This is a genomic window from Achromobacter sp. RW408 (assembly GCF_003184165.1).
GTDB classification, from domain to species: Bacteria; Pseudomonadota; Gammaproteobacteria; order Burkholderiales; family Burkholderiaceae_B; genus Achromobacter; species Achromobacter xylosoxidans.
The window spans coordinates 340,977-357,025 of sequence record NZ_QHHO01000046.1; the positions used below are offsets into that span (position 1 = coordinate 340,977).

Below are 16,049 nucleotides of genomic sequence, written 5' to 3' on the forward strand. Positions count from 1 at the left end.
CGTCGATTCTACCCGTTGGCGGCGCGCTGGCCGCGCGCCGCCAATGGTGGTGTTTGTCCCGGCGCAAGGCGCGCGCGGCGCACTTGTGAAGCTTTGTCGAAATATTGTTGGAGAAGTGGCAAATCGGGCCATGCGAACGGTTGTTGACAGCTACAGTCAGGATATTGTCAGTTACCGGCGAGGTGCCACCCTATGAACACCGCGGCCAGCCACGCGCTGGGCTATCCCTATTTCCCGTATTACCCCGTGGTGCTCGACATCCTGCGCAGCCGCCTGGCGGGGCGTGTGCTGGACGCGCCTTGCAATCGCGGCTGGCTGGGCGACATGGTGCGCCCGGCGACCGGACGCGATGTCGAACTCGATGGCATCGGTCCGGCCGGGTTGCCGGCCTCGGCCAATGGCTACCGGCGCCTGACCGTGCATGACCTCGAAACGCCGCTGCCCGCGGCCGCGCCCTACGATGCCGTGGTCTGCAGCGAAGCGATCCACCTGGCGTCCAACCCCGGCCTGCTGGTGCGCGGCTTTCATGACGCGCTGCGCCCGGGCGGCACGCTGGTTCTGACCACGCCCAACGCGGGCCGCGTGCGGGTCCGCCTGCGGGCGCTGCTGCGCGGTGTGCATGTCGATCCCTGGAGCGCCGCGGCGCGCACGGAAGGCGCGCTGTTCCCCCTGGGTTTTGCCCAGCTGCATCAATTGCTGGCGCATCATGGATTCCACGACATCACCCTGCATTCCGTGGTCGAAACCAGGCAAGGGCGCTGGCTCGATCATCTGCTGGCCTGGCCCGCGCGGCGCTATTGCCAGGCGCGCCTGAAACACGCGCAGGACGAGGACAGCCGCCACTTCTGGCGCCAGGCCGGTTCGGAACCGTCGGTGCATGGGAACTGGCTGGTGGTATCGGCGCGCCGGCCGGGGGAGCGCTAGCGCGGCCAGCCAAAAAAATGGCCCGCTCGCAAGCGGGCCCTGGATCATGCGCGAATCGATCAGCCCGCGCTCATGCCACTGTGGCGCAGCAGCGCGTCGATGCGCGGGGCACGGCCACGGAAGGCGGCGAACGATTCGGCGGCGGGGCGCGAGCCGCCGACGGCCAGCACTTCGCGGCGGAAACGCGCGCCGGTGGCCGGATCGAGCGTGCCCAGGGCGTTGCCGGCCTGCCTTGCCGCGGCTTCTTCAAATGCCTCGTAGGCGTCGGCGGACAGCACCTCGGCCCACTTGTAGCTGTAGTAGCCGGCGCCGTAGCCGCCCGCGAACAGGTGCGAGAAGGCATGCGGCAGGCGGTGCCAGGCGGGCGGGAACAGCACCGCGACCTCGGCGCGCACTTCCTGCAGCAGGGCCAGCACTTCGCTGATGCTGGCGCCCTTGGCGCGGTCGTGCATCAGCATGTCGAACAGCGCGAACTCGATCTGGCGCACGGTCTGCATGCCGCTCTGGTAGTTGCGGGCCGCGACCAGGCGGTCGTAGAGCGCGCGCGGCAGCGGTTCGCCGCTGTCGACGTGGGCCGACAGCTTCTGCACCACCGCCCATTCCCAGCAGAAGTTCTCCATGAATTGCGAGGGCAGTTCGATGGCGTCCCATTCGACGCTGGCGAAGGCGGCGGCGCCGGGCTCGTCCACTTCCGACAGCAGCGCGTGCAGGGCGTGGCCGGTTTCGTGGAACAGGGTGATGACGTCATCGTGCGTCAGCACGGCGGCGCGGTCGCCGTTGGGGCGCGAGAAATTGCAGGTCAGGTAGGCGATCGGCGTCTGCACGCGGCCGGCGACCACGCGGCGGGTGCGCTCGCTGTCGACCCAGGCGCCGCTCTGCTTGCCGGCGCGGGCGTACAGGTCCAGGTAGAGGTAGCCGATCAGGTCGCCCTTGGGGCTTTCGACGCGCACGCCGCGCACGTCGGCATGCCACGACGACACCGGCGTTTCCGCCAGGCGCACGTCGAACAGCGTCTCGATGACCTCGAACAGGCCGGACAGCACGCGCGGTTCGGTGAAGTATTGCTTCACCTCGTCTTCGGAATAGGCGTAGCGCGATTCGCGCAGGCGCTCGGAGGCATAGGCCACGTCCCAGGGTTGCAGCTCGGCCAGGCCGAGTTCGGCGGCGGCGTAGGCCTTCAGCTCGGCCAGGTCGCGCTGGGCATACGGTTTGGCGCGCGCGGCCAGGTCGCGCAGGAAGGTGGTGACTTCCTTGGCGTCGCGCGCCATGCGCGTCTGCAGCCGCAGCGCGGCGAAGGTGCCCAGGCCCAGCAGGGCGGATTCCTCGGCGCGCAGCGACAGCAGTTCCTCGATCAGGGGCGAGTTGTCGAACCGGGCGTCGCCCTGTTCCGACGCCACCGTGCCGTAGCCGCGGTACAGCGCCTCGCGCAGCGAGCGGTCCTGCGCGTACTGCATGACGGGCAGGTAGCAGGGCATCTTCAGCGTCAGCTTCCAGCCCGGCTGGTCGTCTTCCTCGGCGGCGGCGCGGGCGGCGGCCCGCACGTCGGCGGGAATGCCGGCCAGGCGGGCCTCGTCCTCGATCAGCAGCGACCAGGCGTCGATGGCGTCCAGCACGTTCTCGGAGAATTTCTGCGAGGCCTGCGCCTCGCGGTCGGAAATGGCGGCGTAGCGCTCGCGGTCGGCGCCGCGCAGTTCGACGCCGCTCAGGCGGAAGTCGCGCAGGGCCATCTCGACGATGCGGCGGCGCACCGGCGACCACGACGCGAAATCGGGCGCGGCGGCCAGGCGCTGGTACTGCTGGTACAGGCCTTCGTGCAGGCCGACCCAGGTCGAGAATTCGGTCACCAGCGGCAGCGCGGCGTTGTAGGCCTCGCGCAGTTCGGGCGTGTTGACCACGGCGTTCAGGTGACCGGCCACCGACCAGGCGCGCCACAGCCGCTCGGACGCGGTATCCAGCGGCTCGACCACGGCTTCCCAGGTGGGCGCCAGCGCCGGATCGGCGGCGCGGTCCACGGCCTGGCGGGCGATGCCCAGCAGTTCCTCGATGGCGGGCACCACGTGGGCGGGCTTGACCGCCTGGTAGTCGACCAGTTCTGAGACGGGGGCGAGCAGGGGATTCTGGGTCATGGTGTTACCAATAGCGTGAGAGGAGGGCGGGCAGCACGCGAGCGCGCCGGCAGGCATAAGGATCAGGTTGGGGCGGCAGGCCGAAAAGCAAGGGCAGGCCCTGGGCGCGCCCGGTCTCGCGCACCACGCCCAGAGACGACTGTGGGTTTGCCCCCGTCCCCCGGAAGGGCGCGGGGCAAACCCACAAGGGTGCCACAGCGGGGCGCGGGACCGGTCTTCAGGCCGCGGCCCGTTCCGCCGCTTCGACGGTGTTGACCAGCAGCATGGCGATGGTCATGGGGCCGACACCGCCCGGCACGGGCGTGATGGCGCCGGCCACCTGGCTGGCGGAGGCGAAGTCGACGTCGCCGCACAGCTTGCCGTCGGCGCCGCGGTTGATGCCCACGTCGATGACGACCGCGCCGGGCTTGATCATCGAGCCGTCGATCATGCCGGGCTTGCCGGTGGCCACCACCAGCACGTCGGCGCGGCGGGTCTGGGCCGCCAGGTCGCGCGTCTTGGAGTTGCAGATGGTGATGGTGGCGCCGGCGGCCAGCAGCAGCATGGCCATGGGCTTGCCGACGATGTTGCTGGCGCCGACGATCACGGCCTCGGCGCCGCGCAGGGCCACGCCTTCCGATTCCAGCATCTTCATGACGCCATAGGGCGTGCAGGGGCGGAACAGCGGCTGGCCGGTCATCAGCAGGCCGGCGTTGCTGACGTGGAAGCCGTCCACGTCCTTCTCGGCGGCGATGGCCTCGATGACCTTGTGCGCGTCCATGTGCTTGGGCAGCGGCAGCTGCACCAGGATGCCGTGGATGGACGGATCGCGGTTCAGCTTGTCGATGCGGGCCAGCAGTTCGGCCTCGGTCATGTCGGCGGGGTACTGCTCCTTGACGGAATGCAGGCCGGCCTTTTCGCACGCCGCGACCTTGTTGCGCACGTACACCTGGGAGGCGGGGTCTTCGCCCACCAGCACCACGGCCAGGCCGGGGCGGGTGCCCTTGGCGGCCAGCGCGGCGACGCGTTGGGCGACTTCTTCGCGAATGCGCTGCGACAGGGCGGCGCCGTCAATGATCCTGGCGGACATCAGGCAACCTCCGCGCGGTGCGCTACGGTATTCGCCTTGGGAACGGCCCGGCGGCTCATGCGTGTGCCTCGGGTTTGGCCAGGGCCACTTTCATCAGATCGGCAACGGTGGTCACTTCAAGTTTTTCCATGATATTGGCGCGGTGCGCCTCGACGGTCTTGATGCTGATGCCCAGGTCGTCGGCGATCTGCTTGTTCAAGCGGCCGGCGACGATGCGCTCCAGCACCTGCTGCTCGCGCGCGGTCAGGCGCGCCAGCATGGCTTCGTGGTCTTTCTGGGCCTGGTGCTTGCTCACGCGCTGCGTGGCCTGCTCCAGCATGCGCGCCACGATTTCGCGCAGATCGGATTCGTTGAACGGCTTCTCGAGGAAGTCGACGGCGCCCTTCTTCATGGTCGACACGGCCATCGGCACGTCGCCGTGGCCGGTGATGAAGACGATGGGCAGGGGGGCGTTGCGGGCGATCAGCTGTTCCTGCAGCTCCAGGCCGCTCATGCCGGGCATGCGCACGTCGGCGATCAGCACGCCGATCTGGCTGGCGTCGTAGTCTTCCAGGAACGACTCGCCGCTGGCGTAGGCGCGGACGCGGTAGCCGTTGGCTTCAAGCAGCCAGCGCAGCGAATCGCGGACCGCTTCGTCGTCATCAACAATGAATACCGTGCTCGACAGGTGGGGCGTGTTCATGCGTGCAACTCCTCTGACTGGTCATTCTGGGCCTGCGTCTGGGACGCAGCGCAGGGCAGGGTAAAGCGGAAAATAGTACCGCCGGCGGGGTTCGGGTCCGCCCACAGGCGGCCGTGGTGCGATTCGATAATGGTACGGCAGATATTCAGCCCCATGCCCAGGCCCTGGGTCTTGGTGCTGAAGAAGGGTTCGAACAGGCGTTCCGGCTCGGCCAGGCCGTGGCCACGGTCGACCACCGCCACCTCGATGTGCTGCTCGTGCAGGATCACGGCCACCTTGAGCTCGTCGGACTCGCTCTTTTCCATGGCTTCCAGGCCGTTCTTGAGCAGGTTCAGCAGCACCTGTTCGATCAGGATCGGGTCGGCCAGCACGTCCGGCGCATTCGACGGCACGAAGCTGTCGATGCGGATGCGGCGCTTGCGGGCGTCGATCTCGGCGAAACCGATGGCGTTGTCGACGATGCGGCCGATCGCCACGCGCTGGCGGCGCGGCTCGCTGCGCTTCACGAATTCGCGGATGCGGCTGATGATCTTGCCGGCGCGCTCGGCCTGCGAGGCGGCCTTCTCCAGCGCCGGCAGCAGCATGTTGGGGCTGGTGTGGCCGGCCTTGACCAGGGCCACCGCGCCCATGCTGTAGTTGGCGATGGCGGTCAGCGGCTGGTTCAGTTCGTGCGCCAGCGACGAGGCCATCTCGCCCATGGTGGTCAGGCGGCTGGTGAGCTGGATCTTTTCCTGCTGCACGCGCGAGGCTTCTTCGTGGGTGCGGCGCTCGGTGATGTCGCGCGCCACCTGCATGCGCACGCGGCGGCCGTCGGTCCAGGCCAGCATGCGGTGGTGCACTTCGAACCAGCGCTGCACCGAGGGCGCGAAGACTTCCACGGATTCATCCGTGAAGCGGCCGCGGCGGCCGGCCAGCAGCTCGTCATGGCCGCCGGTCTGGGCGCCGAACACGCGGCGGTAGGTGCGGTTGGCGAACAGCAGCTCCAGGCCGTCGTGGGTGTCGGCGGTGACCGAGATGGCGTCGTCCAGGCCTTCCAGCACCGTCATGAAGCGCTCGTGCGCGGCGGTCAGGGCCTCGCGGATGCGCTTGGGCTCGGTGATGTCGGTCATCGACGTCATCCAGCCGATCTGGTTGCCGTTGGGGTCCAGCAGCGGCGATACGTACATGCGCGCCGTGAAGCGCGAGCCGTCGCGGCGCTGGGCCTCGACTTCCAGGCCGCTGCTGGGCGTCTTGCCGGACATCAGCACGTCCAGGGTGTGCTGGTGCTGTTCATGGCGGCCCGGCACCCAGTAGGGGAAGGGCGGGCTGCGGCCGATCAGGTCGGCCTCGTTCCAGCCGATCATGCGGCAGAAGGCCGGATTGACGTAGGCGATGCGGCCTTCCATGTCCAGCACGCGCATGCCGGTCGACATGGAGTTCTCCATGGCGCGGCGAAAGCCGGTCTCGGCGATCAGGGCGGCCTCGGCGGCGGAACGGAAGCGTGTATAGCGCCACAGCATCAGCAGGCTGATGACGATCACGCAAGACAGCGCCAGCACCACCCAGATCAGGCGCTGCTGCCGCATTTCCTGGTCGATGGTCACGAACATGACGCTGTCGTCATGGATGCGCTGCAACCAGAAGAACACCCCCATCACACAGATATAGAGGATCAGCACCATCGCGGGCGTGACCCAGTACACCCCGCGTCGGCGCGTGCGGGCGTGGTCGTGGAACGGCGTGGGTATATTGGACTTGGGCGCGCTGGACATGGAGTTCGGGCCGGATAGGCCGGGCATTTTTCATCGCCGGGCCGCCTCAAGATGAAAACGGCCCCGCGGGGCTGCAAGCCGAAGGCGCGGCGTGGGGGGCATTTTAATGCGTGTCGGAACGGAATTGCCGGGAATCAAGCCGGACAGGCGGATGATCGGCTAAAAAAGTGGGGAATATCGCTTTAAGCTTCTGTTCATGTTTTCGCATTATGAAATGCCGTACCGCAACATGAAATTTTCCTTGCGACCGGTTAATCTTCTTTCTTAGAATGCCGGCTGATAGGGAAACCGCTCCCGAGTAGCTGGTCTCTAGCACAACACCCCGACCCATGCATGGCATGGTAGCCCGGATGATCCCGACTACCATGGCATGTCCGCGAGTAGATAAATAAGCGGGTGCGGTCACGAACGAACCCCAACAGGAGACACACGATGTCCTCTTTCGCCCAGGCTGGCGCCGTGCAGGCTGCCAACGACGAAGACACCCTAGAAACCCAGGAGTGGCTCGAAGCCCTGGCGGCAGTCCTTGATCGCGAAGGACCGCAGCGCGCGCACTACCTGCTGGAACGCCTGATCGACGAAGCCCGTCGTTCCGGCGCCCACATCCCGTTCTCGCCGAATACCGCTTACGTCAACACGATTCCGCCCGGCCTGGAGCCGGCGCACCCGGGCAACCTGGAACTGGAATCGCGCATCCGCTCGTACGTGCGCTGGAACGCCATGGCCATGGTGGTCAAGGCCAACAAGCACAATCCGCCGGACGGCGGCGACCTGGGCGGCCACATCGCCTCGTTCGCCTCGCTGGCCACCATGATCGGCTGCGGCCAGAACCACTTCTGGCACGCCGAAGACGAAAACCACGGCGGCGACCTGGTCTACTTCCAGGGCCACACCTCGCCCGGCATGTACGGCCGCGCCTACCTCGAAGGCCGCCTGACCGAAGACCAGCTGAACCACTTCCGCCAGGAAGTGGACGGCAAGGGCCTGTCCTCGTACCCGCATCCGAAGCTGATGCCGGACTTCTGGCAGTTCCCCACGGTGTCGATGGGCCTGGGCCCGCTGATGGCCATCTACCAGGCCCGTTTCCTCAAGTACCTGCACGCCCGCGGCATCGCCGACACCAGCAAGCGCAAGGTCTGGGTGTTCTGCGGCGACGGCGAAATGGACGAACCCGAGTCGCTCGGCGCCATCGCCCTGGCGGCCCGTGAAAAGCTCGACAACCTGATCTTCGTCATCAACTGCAACCTGCAGCGCCTGGACGGCCCGGTGCGCGGCAACGGCAAGATCATCCAGGAACTGGAAGGCGACTTCCGCGGTTCGGGCTGGAACGTGATCAAGCTGATCTGGGGCGGCTACTGGGATCCGCTGCTGGCGCACGACAAGGAAGGCATCCTGCGCAAGATCATGGAAGAAACCGTCGACGGCGAGTACCAGGCGTACAAGGCCAACGACGGCAAGTTCGTGCGCGAGCATTTCTTCGGCAAGCACCCCAAGCTGCTGGAAGCCGTGTCGCGCATGAGCGACGAAGACATCTGGCGCCTGAACCGTGGCGGCCACGATCCGCACAAGGTCTACGCCGCGTTCGACGCCGCCTCCAAGCATGAAGGCCAGCCGACCGTGATCCTGGCCAAGACCATCAAGGGCTACGGCATGGGCCACGTGGGCCAGGCCAAGAACCCGACCCACCAGCAGAAGAAGCTGGAACTGGACTCGATCCGCGAATTCCGCGACCGCTTCGGCATCCCCATCCCGGACGACAAGCTGGCCGACCTGCCGTACTTCAAGCCGGCCGACGACTCGCCCGAAATGAAGTACCTGCACGAGCGCCGCGCCGCGCTGGGCGGCTACCTGCCGCGCCGCCGCGCCAAGGCCGACGAACAGCTCAAGGCGCCGGCGCTGGACGCCTTCAAGGCCGTGTTGGAACCCACCGCCGAAGGCCGTGAGATCTCCACCACCCAGGCCTTCGTGCGCATCCTGAACCAGGTGCTGCGCGACAAGCAGCTGGGTCCGCGCGTCGTGCCGATCCTGGCGGACGAATCGCGCACCTTCGGCATGGAAGGCCTGTTCCGCCAGATCGGCATCTACGCGCCGGAAGGCCAGAAGTACACCCCGGTCGACAAGGACCAGGTCATGTACTACAAGGAAGCGGCCGACGGCCAGCTCCTGCAGGAAGGCATCAACGAAGCGGGCGCGATGAGCTCGTGGATCGCGGCGGCCACGTCGTACTCCTCGAACAACCGCATCATGATCCCGTTCTTCATCTACTACTCGATGTTCGGGTTCCAGCGCATCGGCGACCTGGCCTGGGCGGCCGGCGACATGCAGGCGCGCGGCTTCCTCTTGGGCGGCACCGCCGGGCGCACCACGCTCAACGGCGAAGGCCTGCAGCACGAAGACGGCCACAGCCACATCCTGGCTTCGACCATCCCCAACTGCGTCTCGTACGACCCGACCTTCGGCCACGAACTGGCCGTGATCATCCAGCATGGCCTCAAGCGCATGGTGGAAGACCAGGAAAACGTCTACTACTACCTGACGGTGATGAACGAAAACTACCCGCAGCCTGGCCTGACCGCCGGCGACGAGGAAGGCATCATCAAGGGCATGTACAAGCTCAAGTCGCACGGCAAGGGCAAGAACCGCGTGCAGCTGATGGGCTCGGGCACGATCCTGCGCGAAGTCATGGCGGCCCAGGAACTGCTGGAAGCCGACTGGGGCGTGGCCTCGGACCTGTGGAGCGTCACCAGCTTCACCGAACTGCGCCGCAACGGCCTGGACGCCGAGCGCCACAACATGCTGCACCCCGACGAGAAGAAGCCGCAGGTGGCCTACGTCACGGAGCAGCTGGCCAAGACGGAAGGCCCGATCATCGCGTCGACCGACTACATGAAGCTGTTTGCGGACCAGATCCGTCCGTTCGTGCCCAAGGGCCGCGAATACAAGGTGCTGGGCACCGACGGTTTCGGCCGTTCGGATTTCCGCGCCAAGCTGCGCGAGCACTTCGAAGTGGACCGCCACTTCGTCGTGGTCGCCGCGCTGCGCGCGCTGGCCGACGAAGGCAAGGTGCCGGTTGCCAAGGTGGCCGAAGCCATCAAGAAGTACGGCATCAACCCGAACAAAGCCAACCCGCAATACGCCTGAGGGTAAAGAGACATGAGCAACGTCGTGCAAATCAAGGTTCCCGACATCGGCGACTTCAAGGAAGTGGAAGTCATTGAAGTGCTGGTGGCGGTGGGCGACACGATCAAGGCCGAGCAGAGCCTGATTACCGTCGAATCCGACAAGGCCTCGATGGAAATCCCCGCCTCGCAGGGCGGGGTGGTGAAGTCGATCGCGGTCAAGGTCGGCGACAAGGTCGCCGAAGGCGCCGTGGTGCTCGAGGTGGAAGCGGCCGACGCCGCCGCCCCGGCCGCCAAGGAAGAACCCAAGGCCGAGGCGCCCAGGCAGGCTGCCGCCGCCGCGCCCGCCGCCAAGGCCGAGGCCGCCGCGCCGGCCGCCAGCAGCGGTCCGGTCGAGATCGAAGTGCCGGACATCGGCGACTTCAAGGAAGTGGAAGTCATCGAAGTCATGGTCGCCGTGGGCGACACGATCAAGGCCGAGCAGAGCCTGATCACCGTCGAGTCCGACAAGGCCTCGATGGAGATCCCGGCCTCGCAGGGCGGGGTGGTCAAGGAAGTGAAGGTCAAGGTCGGCGACAAGGTCGCCAAGGGCTCGGTCGTGGTCGTGGTTGAAGGCAGCGCGCCCGCCGCCGCGGCCGCGCCGGCCGCCAACGCCGAAGCCGCGCCGGCCAGGTCGGAAGCCCCGGCCGCCAAGGCGGAAGCGCCCGCGGCCCCGGCCACGCCCGCCGTCGGCTCGCGCCCGGCCCCGGCCGCCGCGCTGGAAGACGCCAACCTCAAGCCCGGCCAGCTGCCGCACGCCTCGCCGTCGGTGCGCAAGTTCGCCCGCGAACTGGGCGTGAACCTGAGCAAGGTCAAGGGCACCGGTCCCAAGGACCGCATCACCGCCGACGACGTGCGCGGTTTCGTCAAGACCGCGCTGGCCTCGGGCGCCGCCCCGGCCGCCGCCGGCGGTTCGGCCGATGGCGCCGCGCTGGGCCTGCTGCCGTGGCCCAAGGTCGACTTCACCAAGTTCGGCCCGATCGAAGCCAAGCCGCTGTCGCGCATCAAGAAGATCTCCGGCGCGAACCTGCACCGCAACTGGGTCATGATCCCGCACGTCACCAACAACGACGAAGCGGACATCACCGACCTGGAAGCGCTGCGCGTCACGCTGAACAAGGAAAACGAGAAGTCGGGCATCAAGGTCACGATGCTGGCCTTCCTGATCAAGGCCGTGGTCGCGGCCCTGAAGAAGTTCCCCGAGTTCAACGCCTCGCTGGACGGCGACAACCTGGTGCTCAAGCAGTACTACCACATCGGCTTTGCCGCCGATACGCCCAACGGGCTGGTGGTGCCGGTGATCCGCGATGCCGACAAGAAGGGCATCCTGCAGATCGCCCAGGAAATGACCGACCTGTCCAAGAAGGCGCGCGAAGGCAAGATCTCGCCCGCCGAAATGCAGGGCGGCTGCTTCTCGATCTCGTCGCTGGGCGGTATCGGCGGCACGTCGTTCACGCCCATCATCAATGCGCCCGAAGTGGCCATCCTGGGCGTGTCGCGTTCGTCGCACAAGCCCGTCTGGGACGGCAAGCAGTTCGTGCCGCGCCTGATCGTGCCGCTGTCGCTGTCCTATGACCACCGCGTCATCGACGGCGCCGCCGCTGCCCGCTTCAACGCCTATCTCGGCGCCTTGCTGGCCGACTTCCGCCGCATCGCGCTGTAAACGGGGAGCCCCATGAGCAATACCGTTCAAATCAAAGTGCCGGACATCGGTGACTTCAAGGAAGTCGAGGTCATCGAGGTGCTGGTCGCCGTGGGCGATACGATCAAGGCCGAGCAGAGCCTGATCACGGTCGAGTCCGACAAGGCCTCGATGGAAATTCCCGCCTCCACGGGCGGCGTGGTCAAGTCCATCAACGTCAAGGTCGGCGACAAGGTCGCCGAAGGCTCGGTGGTCCTGGAAGTCGAGGCGTCCGACGCCGCACCGGCCGCCAAGCAAGCGCCCAAGGCTGACGCGCCGAAGGCCGAAGCCCCCAAGGCCGAGGCCAAGCCGGCCGCAGCGGCCCCCGCCGCCGCGACCTTCAAGGGCTCGGCCGACGCCGAATACGACATGCTGGTGCTGGGCGCGGGCCCCGGCGGCTATTCGGCCGCCTTCCGCGCCGCCGACCTCGGCCTGTCCGTGGTGCTGGTCGAACGCTACGCCACGCTGGGCGGCGTCTGCCTGAACGTGGGCTGCATCCCGTCCAAGGCGCTGCTGCACAACGCCGCCATCATCGACGAGGCGCGCGAGCTGGCCGCCCACGGCATCAGCTTCGGCGAGCCCAAGATCGACCTGGACAAGCTGCGCGGCTACAAGGACAGCGTGGTCGCCAAGCTGACCGGCGGCCTGGCCGGCATGGCCAAGGCGCGCAAGGTCACCGTGGTGACCGGCGTGGGCGAATTCGCCGATGCCAACCACCTGGCGGTCAAGGGCGCCGACGGCAAGTCGCAGACCATCCGCTTCAAGCAGGCCATCATCGCCGCCGGCAGCCAGTCGGTGAAGCTGCCGTTCCTGCCGCAGGACGAGCGCATCGTCGATTCCACCGGCGCCTTGCTGCTGCGTGAAATCCCCAAGAAGATGCTGATCATCGGCGGCGGCATCATCGGCCTGGAAATGGGCACGGTGTATTCCACGCTGGGCGCGCGCCTGGACGTGGTGGAAATGCTGGACGGCCTGATGCAGGGCGCCGACCGCGACCTGGTCAAGGTCTGGCAGAAGAAGAACGCCGGCCGCTTCGACAACATCATGCTCAAGACCAAGACGGTCGGCGCGGAAGCCAGGAAAGACGGCATCTACGTCACCTTCGAGGGCGAGGGCGCGCCGAAGGAACCGCAGCGCTACGACCTGGTGCTCCAGGCCGTGGGCCGCAGCCCCAACGGCAAGAAGATCGGCGCCGACAAGGCGGGCGTGGCCGTGACCGACCGCGGTTTCATCGAGGTCGATCGCCAGATGCGCACCAACGTGCCGCACATCTTCGCCATCGGCGACATCGTCGGCCAGCCGATGCTGGCGCACAAGGCGGTGCATGAAGGCCACGTGGCGGCCGAAGCCGCCGCCGGCCAGAAGTCGTTCTTCGACGCCCGCGTGATTCCGTCGGTGGCCTACACCGATCCGGAAGTGGCTTGGGTCGGCCTGACCGAAGACGAAGCCAGGAAGCAGGGCATCAAGGTCGAGAAGGGCGTGTTCCCGTGGGCCGCCTCCGGCCGCGCCATCGCCAACGGCCGCGACGAAGGCTTCACCAAGCTGCTGTTCGACGCCGAGACGCACCGCATCCTGGGCGGCGGCATCGTCGGCACCCATGCCGGCGACCTGATCAGCGAAGTGGCGCTGGCCGTGGAAATGGGCGCGGACGTCATCGACATCGCCAAGACCATCCACCCGCACCCGACGCTGGGTGAATCGGTGGGCATGGCGGCCGAAGTGGCCGAAGGCGTGTGCACCGACCTGCCGCCGATGAAGAAGAAGTAGATCGCCGTGGCTTGCCGGATCTTCGGATCCGGACGCCGGCACCGCAGCCCGAAGCGCCCAACGGCCTTCGGGCTGTTTTCATTGGGGTCCCCTTGCCGTGACGCCCGCGATCACTGCGCGCAGGGCGAGGCGCGAGCCGCGAACCACCCGCCGGCCGGGCCATGATTGGTACGGTTTTCTGGATAATCTATCCGGTCGCACCCGGCTGATCCGGCCCGCGCGGCTGCCTAGAATCGAATCTCCATCGACACATGCGGGAGATTTTCCATGGCAGACCATTCCATCAAGGGCAAAGTCGTACTGATCGCCGGGGGCGCCAAGAACCTGGGCGGCCTGATCGCCCGTGACCTGGCGCAGCACGGCGCCAAGGCCGTCGCCATCCACTACAACAGCGCGGCGTCCAAGGCAGACGCCGACGCCACCGTGGCCGCGATCCAGGCCGCCGGCGCCAAGGCGGTGGCGCTGCAGGCCGACCTGACCACCGCCGGCGCGGTCGAGAAGCTGTTCGCCGACGCGGTGGCGGCGGTGGGCCGGCCCGACATCGCCATCAATACCGTCGGCAAGGTCTTGAAGAAGCCGCTGACCGAGATCAGCGAGGCCGAGTACGACGAGATGAGCGCGGTCAACGCCAAGACGGCCTTCTTCTTCCTGAAAGAGGCTGGCCGCCACGTCAACGACAACGGCAAGGTCTGCACCCTGGTGACCTCGCTGCTGGGCGCGTTCACGCCGTTCTACGCCGCCTATGCCGGCACCAAGGCGCCGGTCGAGCACTACACCCGCGCGGCCTCCAAGGAGTTCGGCGCGCGCGGCATCTCGGTCACGGCGGTCGGGCCGGGCCCGATGGATACGCCGTTCTTCTATCCGGCCGAAGGCGCCGACGCGGTGGCGTACCACAAGACCGCCGCCGCGCTGTCCCCGTTCTCCAAGACCGGCCTGACCGACATCGAGGACGTGGTGCCGTTCATCCGCCACCTGGTCAGCGACGGTTGGTGGATCACAGGCCAGACCATCCTGATCAACGGCGGCTACACCACCAAGTAACCATCGAGCCCCGGGCCGCCGCTCGCGCGCCGGTTTGGGGCGTGCCTGGCGACGCGTGCGGGCGAAGCCGCCGTCGGATGCCCGCGACGGCTGCCGGAGCGGCTATGCTGTCACGGGCGGCGGGGTGCCGCCGGCACTGCCGCAAACCGGGGGAGCATGGACAGGTTCGAACAGTATCGCGTCTTCGCGCAAGTGGCGGAGATGGGCAGTTTCATCAAGGCCGCCAACGCGCTGGAGTTGCCGCGCGCTTCCGTCTCGGCCGCCGTCCAGCAGCTGGAAGCGCAACTGGGCGCGCGACTGCTGCACCGGACCACGCGCCAGGTGCGCCTGACCGCCGATGGCGCCCAGTTGCTGGAGCGCTTGCGGCCGCTGCTGTCCGAAGTCGAGGACATCGACCACCTGTTCCAGCAAAGCCAGCGCCAGGTGTCCGGCCGGCTCAACGTCGATGTGCCCAGCCGCATCGCGCGCCGCCTGGTGGCGCCGGCGCTGCCGGGCCTGCTGCGGCGCCACCCCCGGTTGCAACTGGCGCTGGGGTCCAGCGACCGCGCCATCGACCTGATCCAGGAAGGCGTCGACTGCGCGGTGCGCGTCGGCGCGCTGCACGACAGCAGCCTGGTGTCGCGGCCGCTGGGCAATATCGGCCTGGTCAATTGCGCCAGTCCCGCCTATCTGCGCGACCAGGGCGTGCCCCATGCGCCGGACGAATTGCCGGCGGGGCATTGGATGGTGGGCTACGCCTCGCCCACCACGGGGCGCGAACTACCCTGGGAGGTGGTGGCCGACGACGGCGGCCGCCAGCTCATCGCGGTGCCCAGCCGGGTGGTGGTGAACAACGCCGAAAGCTATATCGCCTGCTGCCTGGCGGGCCTGGGGCTGATCCAGATTCCGCGCTTCGACGTGCAGGACCTGCTGGAAGCGGGCGAACTGGTGGAAGTCATGCCGGCGCATCGCGCCGCGCCCATGCCGGTGGCATTGCTGTATCCGCACCGGCGGCAGCGTTCGCGCCGGTTGGCGGTGTTCCTGGAGTGGTTCGAGGAATTGATGCGCAGGCACCTGGAGGCCTGACGGCGTGAGCCGGGGCTGACAGGGAGGCGAAAGGGGGCGCGAGAGGGCGGCGCGAAAAGGCGGCGCGAAGGGCTGCGCACGAAGAGGGCGCGCCAAAGCGAAGGGAGCGCGGCAATCGTTGCCGCGCGCCTGGGCGATTTATGCCTGGGTATTGATGCGGGTGCCGATCTTGCCGTCGATGGCGACGACCGGCAGGGACTGCATCAGCGTGGCGACCGTGTCGGCCTGGGCGTTGATGGCTTTCTTGGTGACGCGGGCCTGGACTTCCTGCATCAGCTGCGCATCACGCATGGCCAGGCCGGTGTTCACGGTGTTGCTGACGGAAAGATCCATGGTGGGGAGTCCTGTGAGGCTTGCCGGACGGCGTCCGGGACAGATGGATTATGCGTGATTATTGCGTACTTCAACGTCTCGCGCTGAAATTCTCGGACGAAGATTGCGCAGGGTCAGGGTTGGGCCGGACATTCCTTGACGGCGCCCCAGCCCTGGTTCGGGCCGCAATACTGCTTGCGCGCCGCCCAGGCGCAATCGGGGCGTTCGAAAAAACCCAGCGTGGCGCAGCGCGCCAGTTCGGCTTTCAGGTTGTCGACCCAGGCATGCGGATTCTCGGCGGGAATCTCGGTGATGCGCAACGTGGGCTTGGGCATGGCGGGGCTGTCCGCGTGCGGAGCGGCGCCTTCGCGGGCCGGGATGGCGGCTGCGGCGGGCGCCGCGCTCGCGGCGGACTGGCCCTGGGTGTGCGGCGTCGGCGCGGCGTCGTCAGGCGACGGCGCGGCGGAAGGGGG

The 16,049-nt window shown here is 67.5% G+C and carries 11 protein-coding genes and 1 pseudogene; 6 read left to right on the plus strand and 6 right to left on the minus strand.

What is annotated here, in order from left to right; all coding sequences use genetic code 11:
- The first annotated feature begins 192 nt into the window (after window positions 1-192).
- A complete protein-coding gene (locus DK459_RS11620; protein ID WP_081004612.1) occupies window positions 193-924 on the plus strand; it encodes a bifunctional 2-polyprenyl-6-hydroxyphenol methylase/3-demethylubiquinol 3-O-methyltransferase UbiG in 732 nt (243 codons plus the stop codon).
- A 59-nt stretch (window positions 925-983) separates the two neighbouring features.
- Here the strand turns inward: DK459_RS11620 and DK459_RS11625 are convergent, their stop codons facing one another.
- From DK459_RS11625 to DK459_RS11640, 4 genes are all read right to left on the minus strand, one after another.
- On the minus strand, window positions 984-3,050 hold the full coding sequence (locus DK459_RS11625; RefSeq protein WP_110134734.1) for a M3 family metallopeptidase: 2,067 nt from the start codon (window positions 3,048-3,050) through the stop codon (window positions 984-986).
- Between the two features lie 217 nt (window positions 3,051-3,267).
- A complete protein-coding gene (gene folD / locus DK459_RS11630) occupies window positions 3,268-4,119 on the minus strand; it encodes a bifunctional methylenetetrahydrofolate dehydrogenase/methenyltetrahydrofolate cyclohydrolase FolD (RefSeq protein WP_020927317.1) in 852 nt (283 codons plus the stop codon).
- Between the two features lie 55 nt (window positions 4,120-4,174).
- Complete coding sequence (locus DK459_RS11635; protein ID WP_006219003.1) at window positions 4,175-4,801, minus strand: response regulator transcription factor; 627 nt, start codon at window positions 4,799-4,801, stop codon at window positions 4,175-4,177.
- Complete coding sequence (locus DK459_RS11640) at window positions 4,798-6,552, minus strand: PAS domain S-box protein (protein ID WP_020927319.1); 1,755 nt, start codon at window positions 6,550-6,552, stop codon at window positions 4,798-4,800. The genes DK459_RS11635 and DK459_RS11640 overlap by 4 nt, the downstream gene beginning before the upstream one ends.
- A 432-nt stretch (window positions 6,553-6,984) precedes the next feature.
- Between DK459_RS11640 and aceE the strand changes: the two genes are divergently transcribed.
- The 5 genes from aceE to DK459_RS11665 all read left to right on the plus strand — a co-directional run bounded on the left by aceE (window position 6,985) and on the right by DK459_RS11665 (window position 15,264).
- Window positions 6,985-9,693, plus strand: coding sequence for a pyruvate dehydrogenase (acetyl-transferring), homodimeric type (aceE, locus tag DK459_RS11645; protein ID WP_006387485.1), 2,709 nt, complete (start codon window positions 6,985-6,987; stop codon window positions 9,691-9,693).
- A gap of 12 nt (window positions 9,694-9,705) precedes the next feature.
- Window positions 9,706-11,373: a dihydrolipoyllysine-residue acetyltransferase gene (gene aceF / locus DK459_RS11650; protein WP_024068619.1), complete on the plus strand. Its 1,668-nt coding sequence runs from the start codon at window positions 9,706-9,708 to the stop codon at window positions 11,371-11,373.
- 12 nt (window positions 11,374-11,385) lie between these two features.
- Entirely contained in the window at window positions 11,386-13,158 is a 1,773-nt protein-coding gene (lpdA, locus tag DK459_RS11655) for a dihydrolipoyl dehydrogenase (protein ID WP_006387488.1), read from the plus strand.
- 267 nt (window positions 13,159-13,425) lie between these two features.
- Window positions 13,426-14,199, plus strand: coding sequence for an SDR family oxidoreductase (locus tag DK459_RS11660; RefSeq protein ID WP_006387489.1), 774 nt, complete (start codon window positions 13,426-13,428; stop codon window positions 14,197-14,199).
- A 156-nt stretch (window positions 14,200-14,355) separates the two neighbouring features.
- Window positions 14,356-15,264: a LysR family transcriptional regulator gene (locus tag DK459_RS11665; RefSeq protein WP_047992766.1), complete on the plus strand. Its 909-nt coding sequence runs from the start codon at window positions 14,356-14,358 to the stop codon at window positions 15,262-15,264.
- Between the two features lie 138 nt (window positions 15,265-15,402).
- Here DK459_RS11665 and DK459_RS11670 read toward each other — a convergent pair whose 3' ends face one another.
- Both DK459_RS11670 and DK459_RS30980 read right to left on the minus strand, forming a co-directional pair.
- Window positions 15,403-15,597, minus strand: coding sequence for a putative motility protein (locus DK459_RS11670; RefSeq protein ID WP_006387491.1), 195 nt, complete (start codon window positions 15,595-15,597; stop codon window positions 15,403-15,405).
- Window positions 15,598-15,710: 113 nt separating this feature from the next.
- Window positions 15,711-16,049, minus strand: a pseudogene (locus DK459_RS30980) (hypothetical protein); the annotation flags it as partial.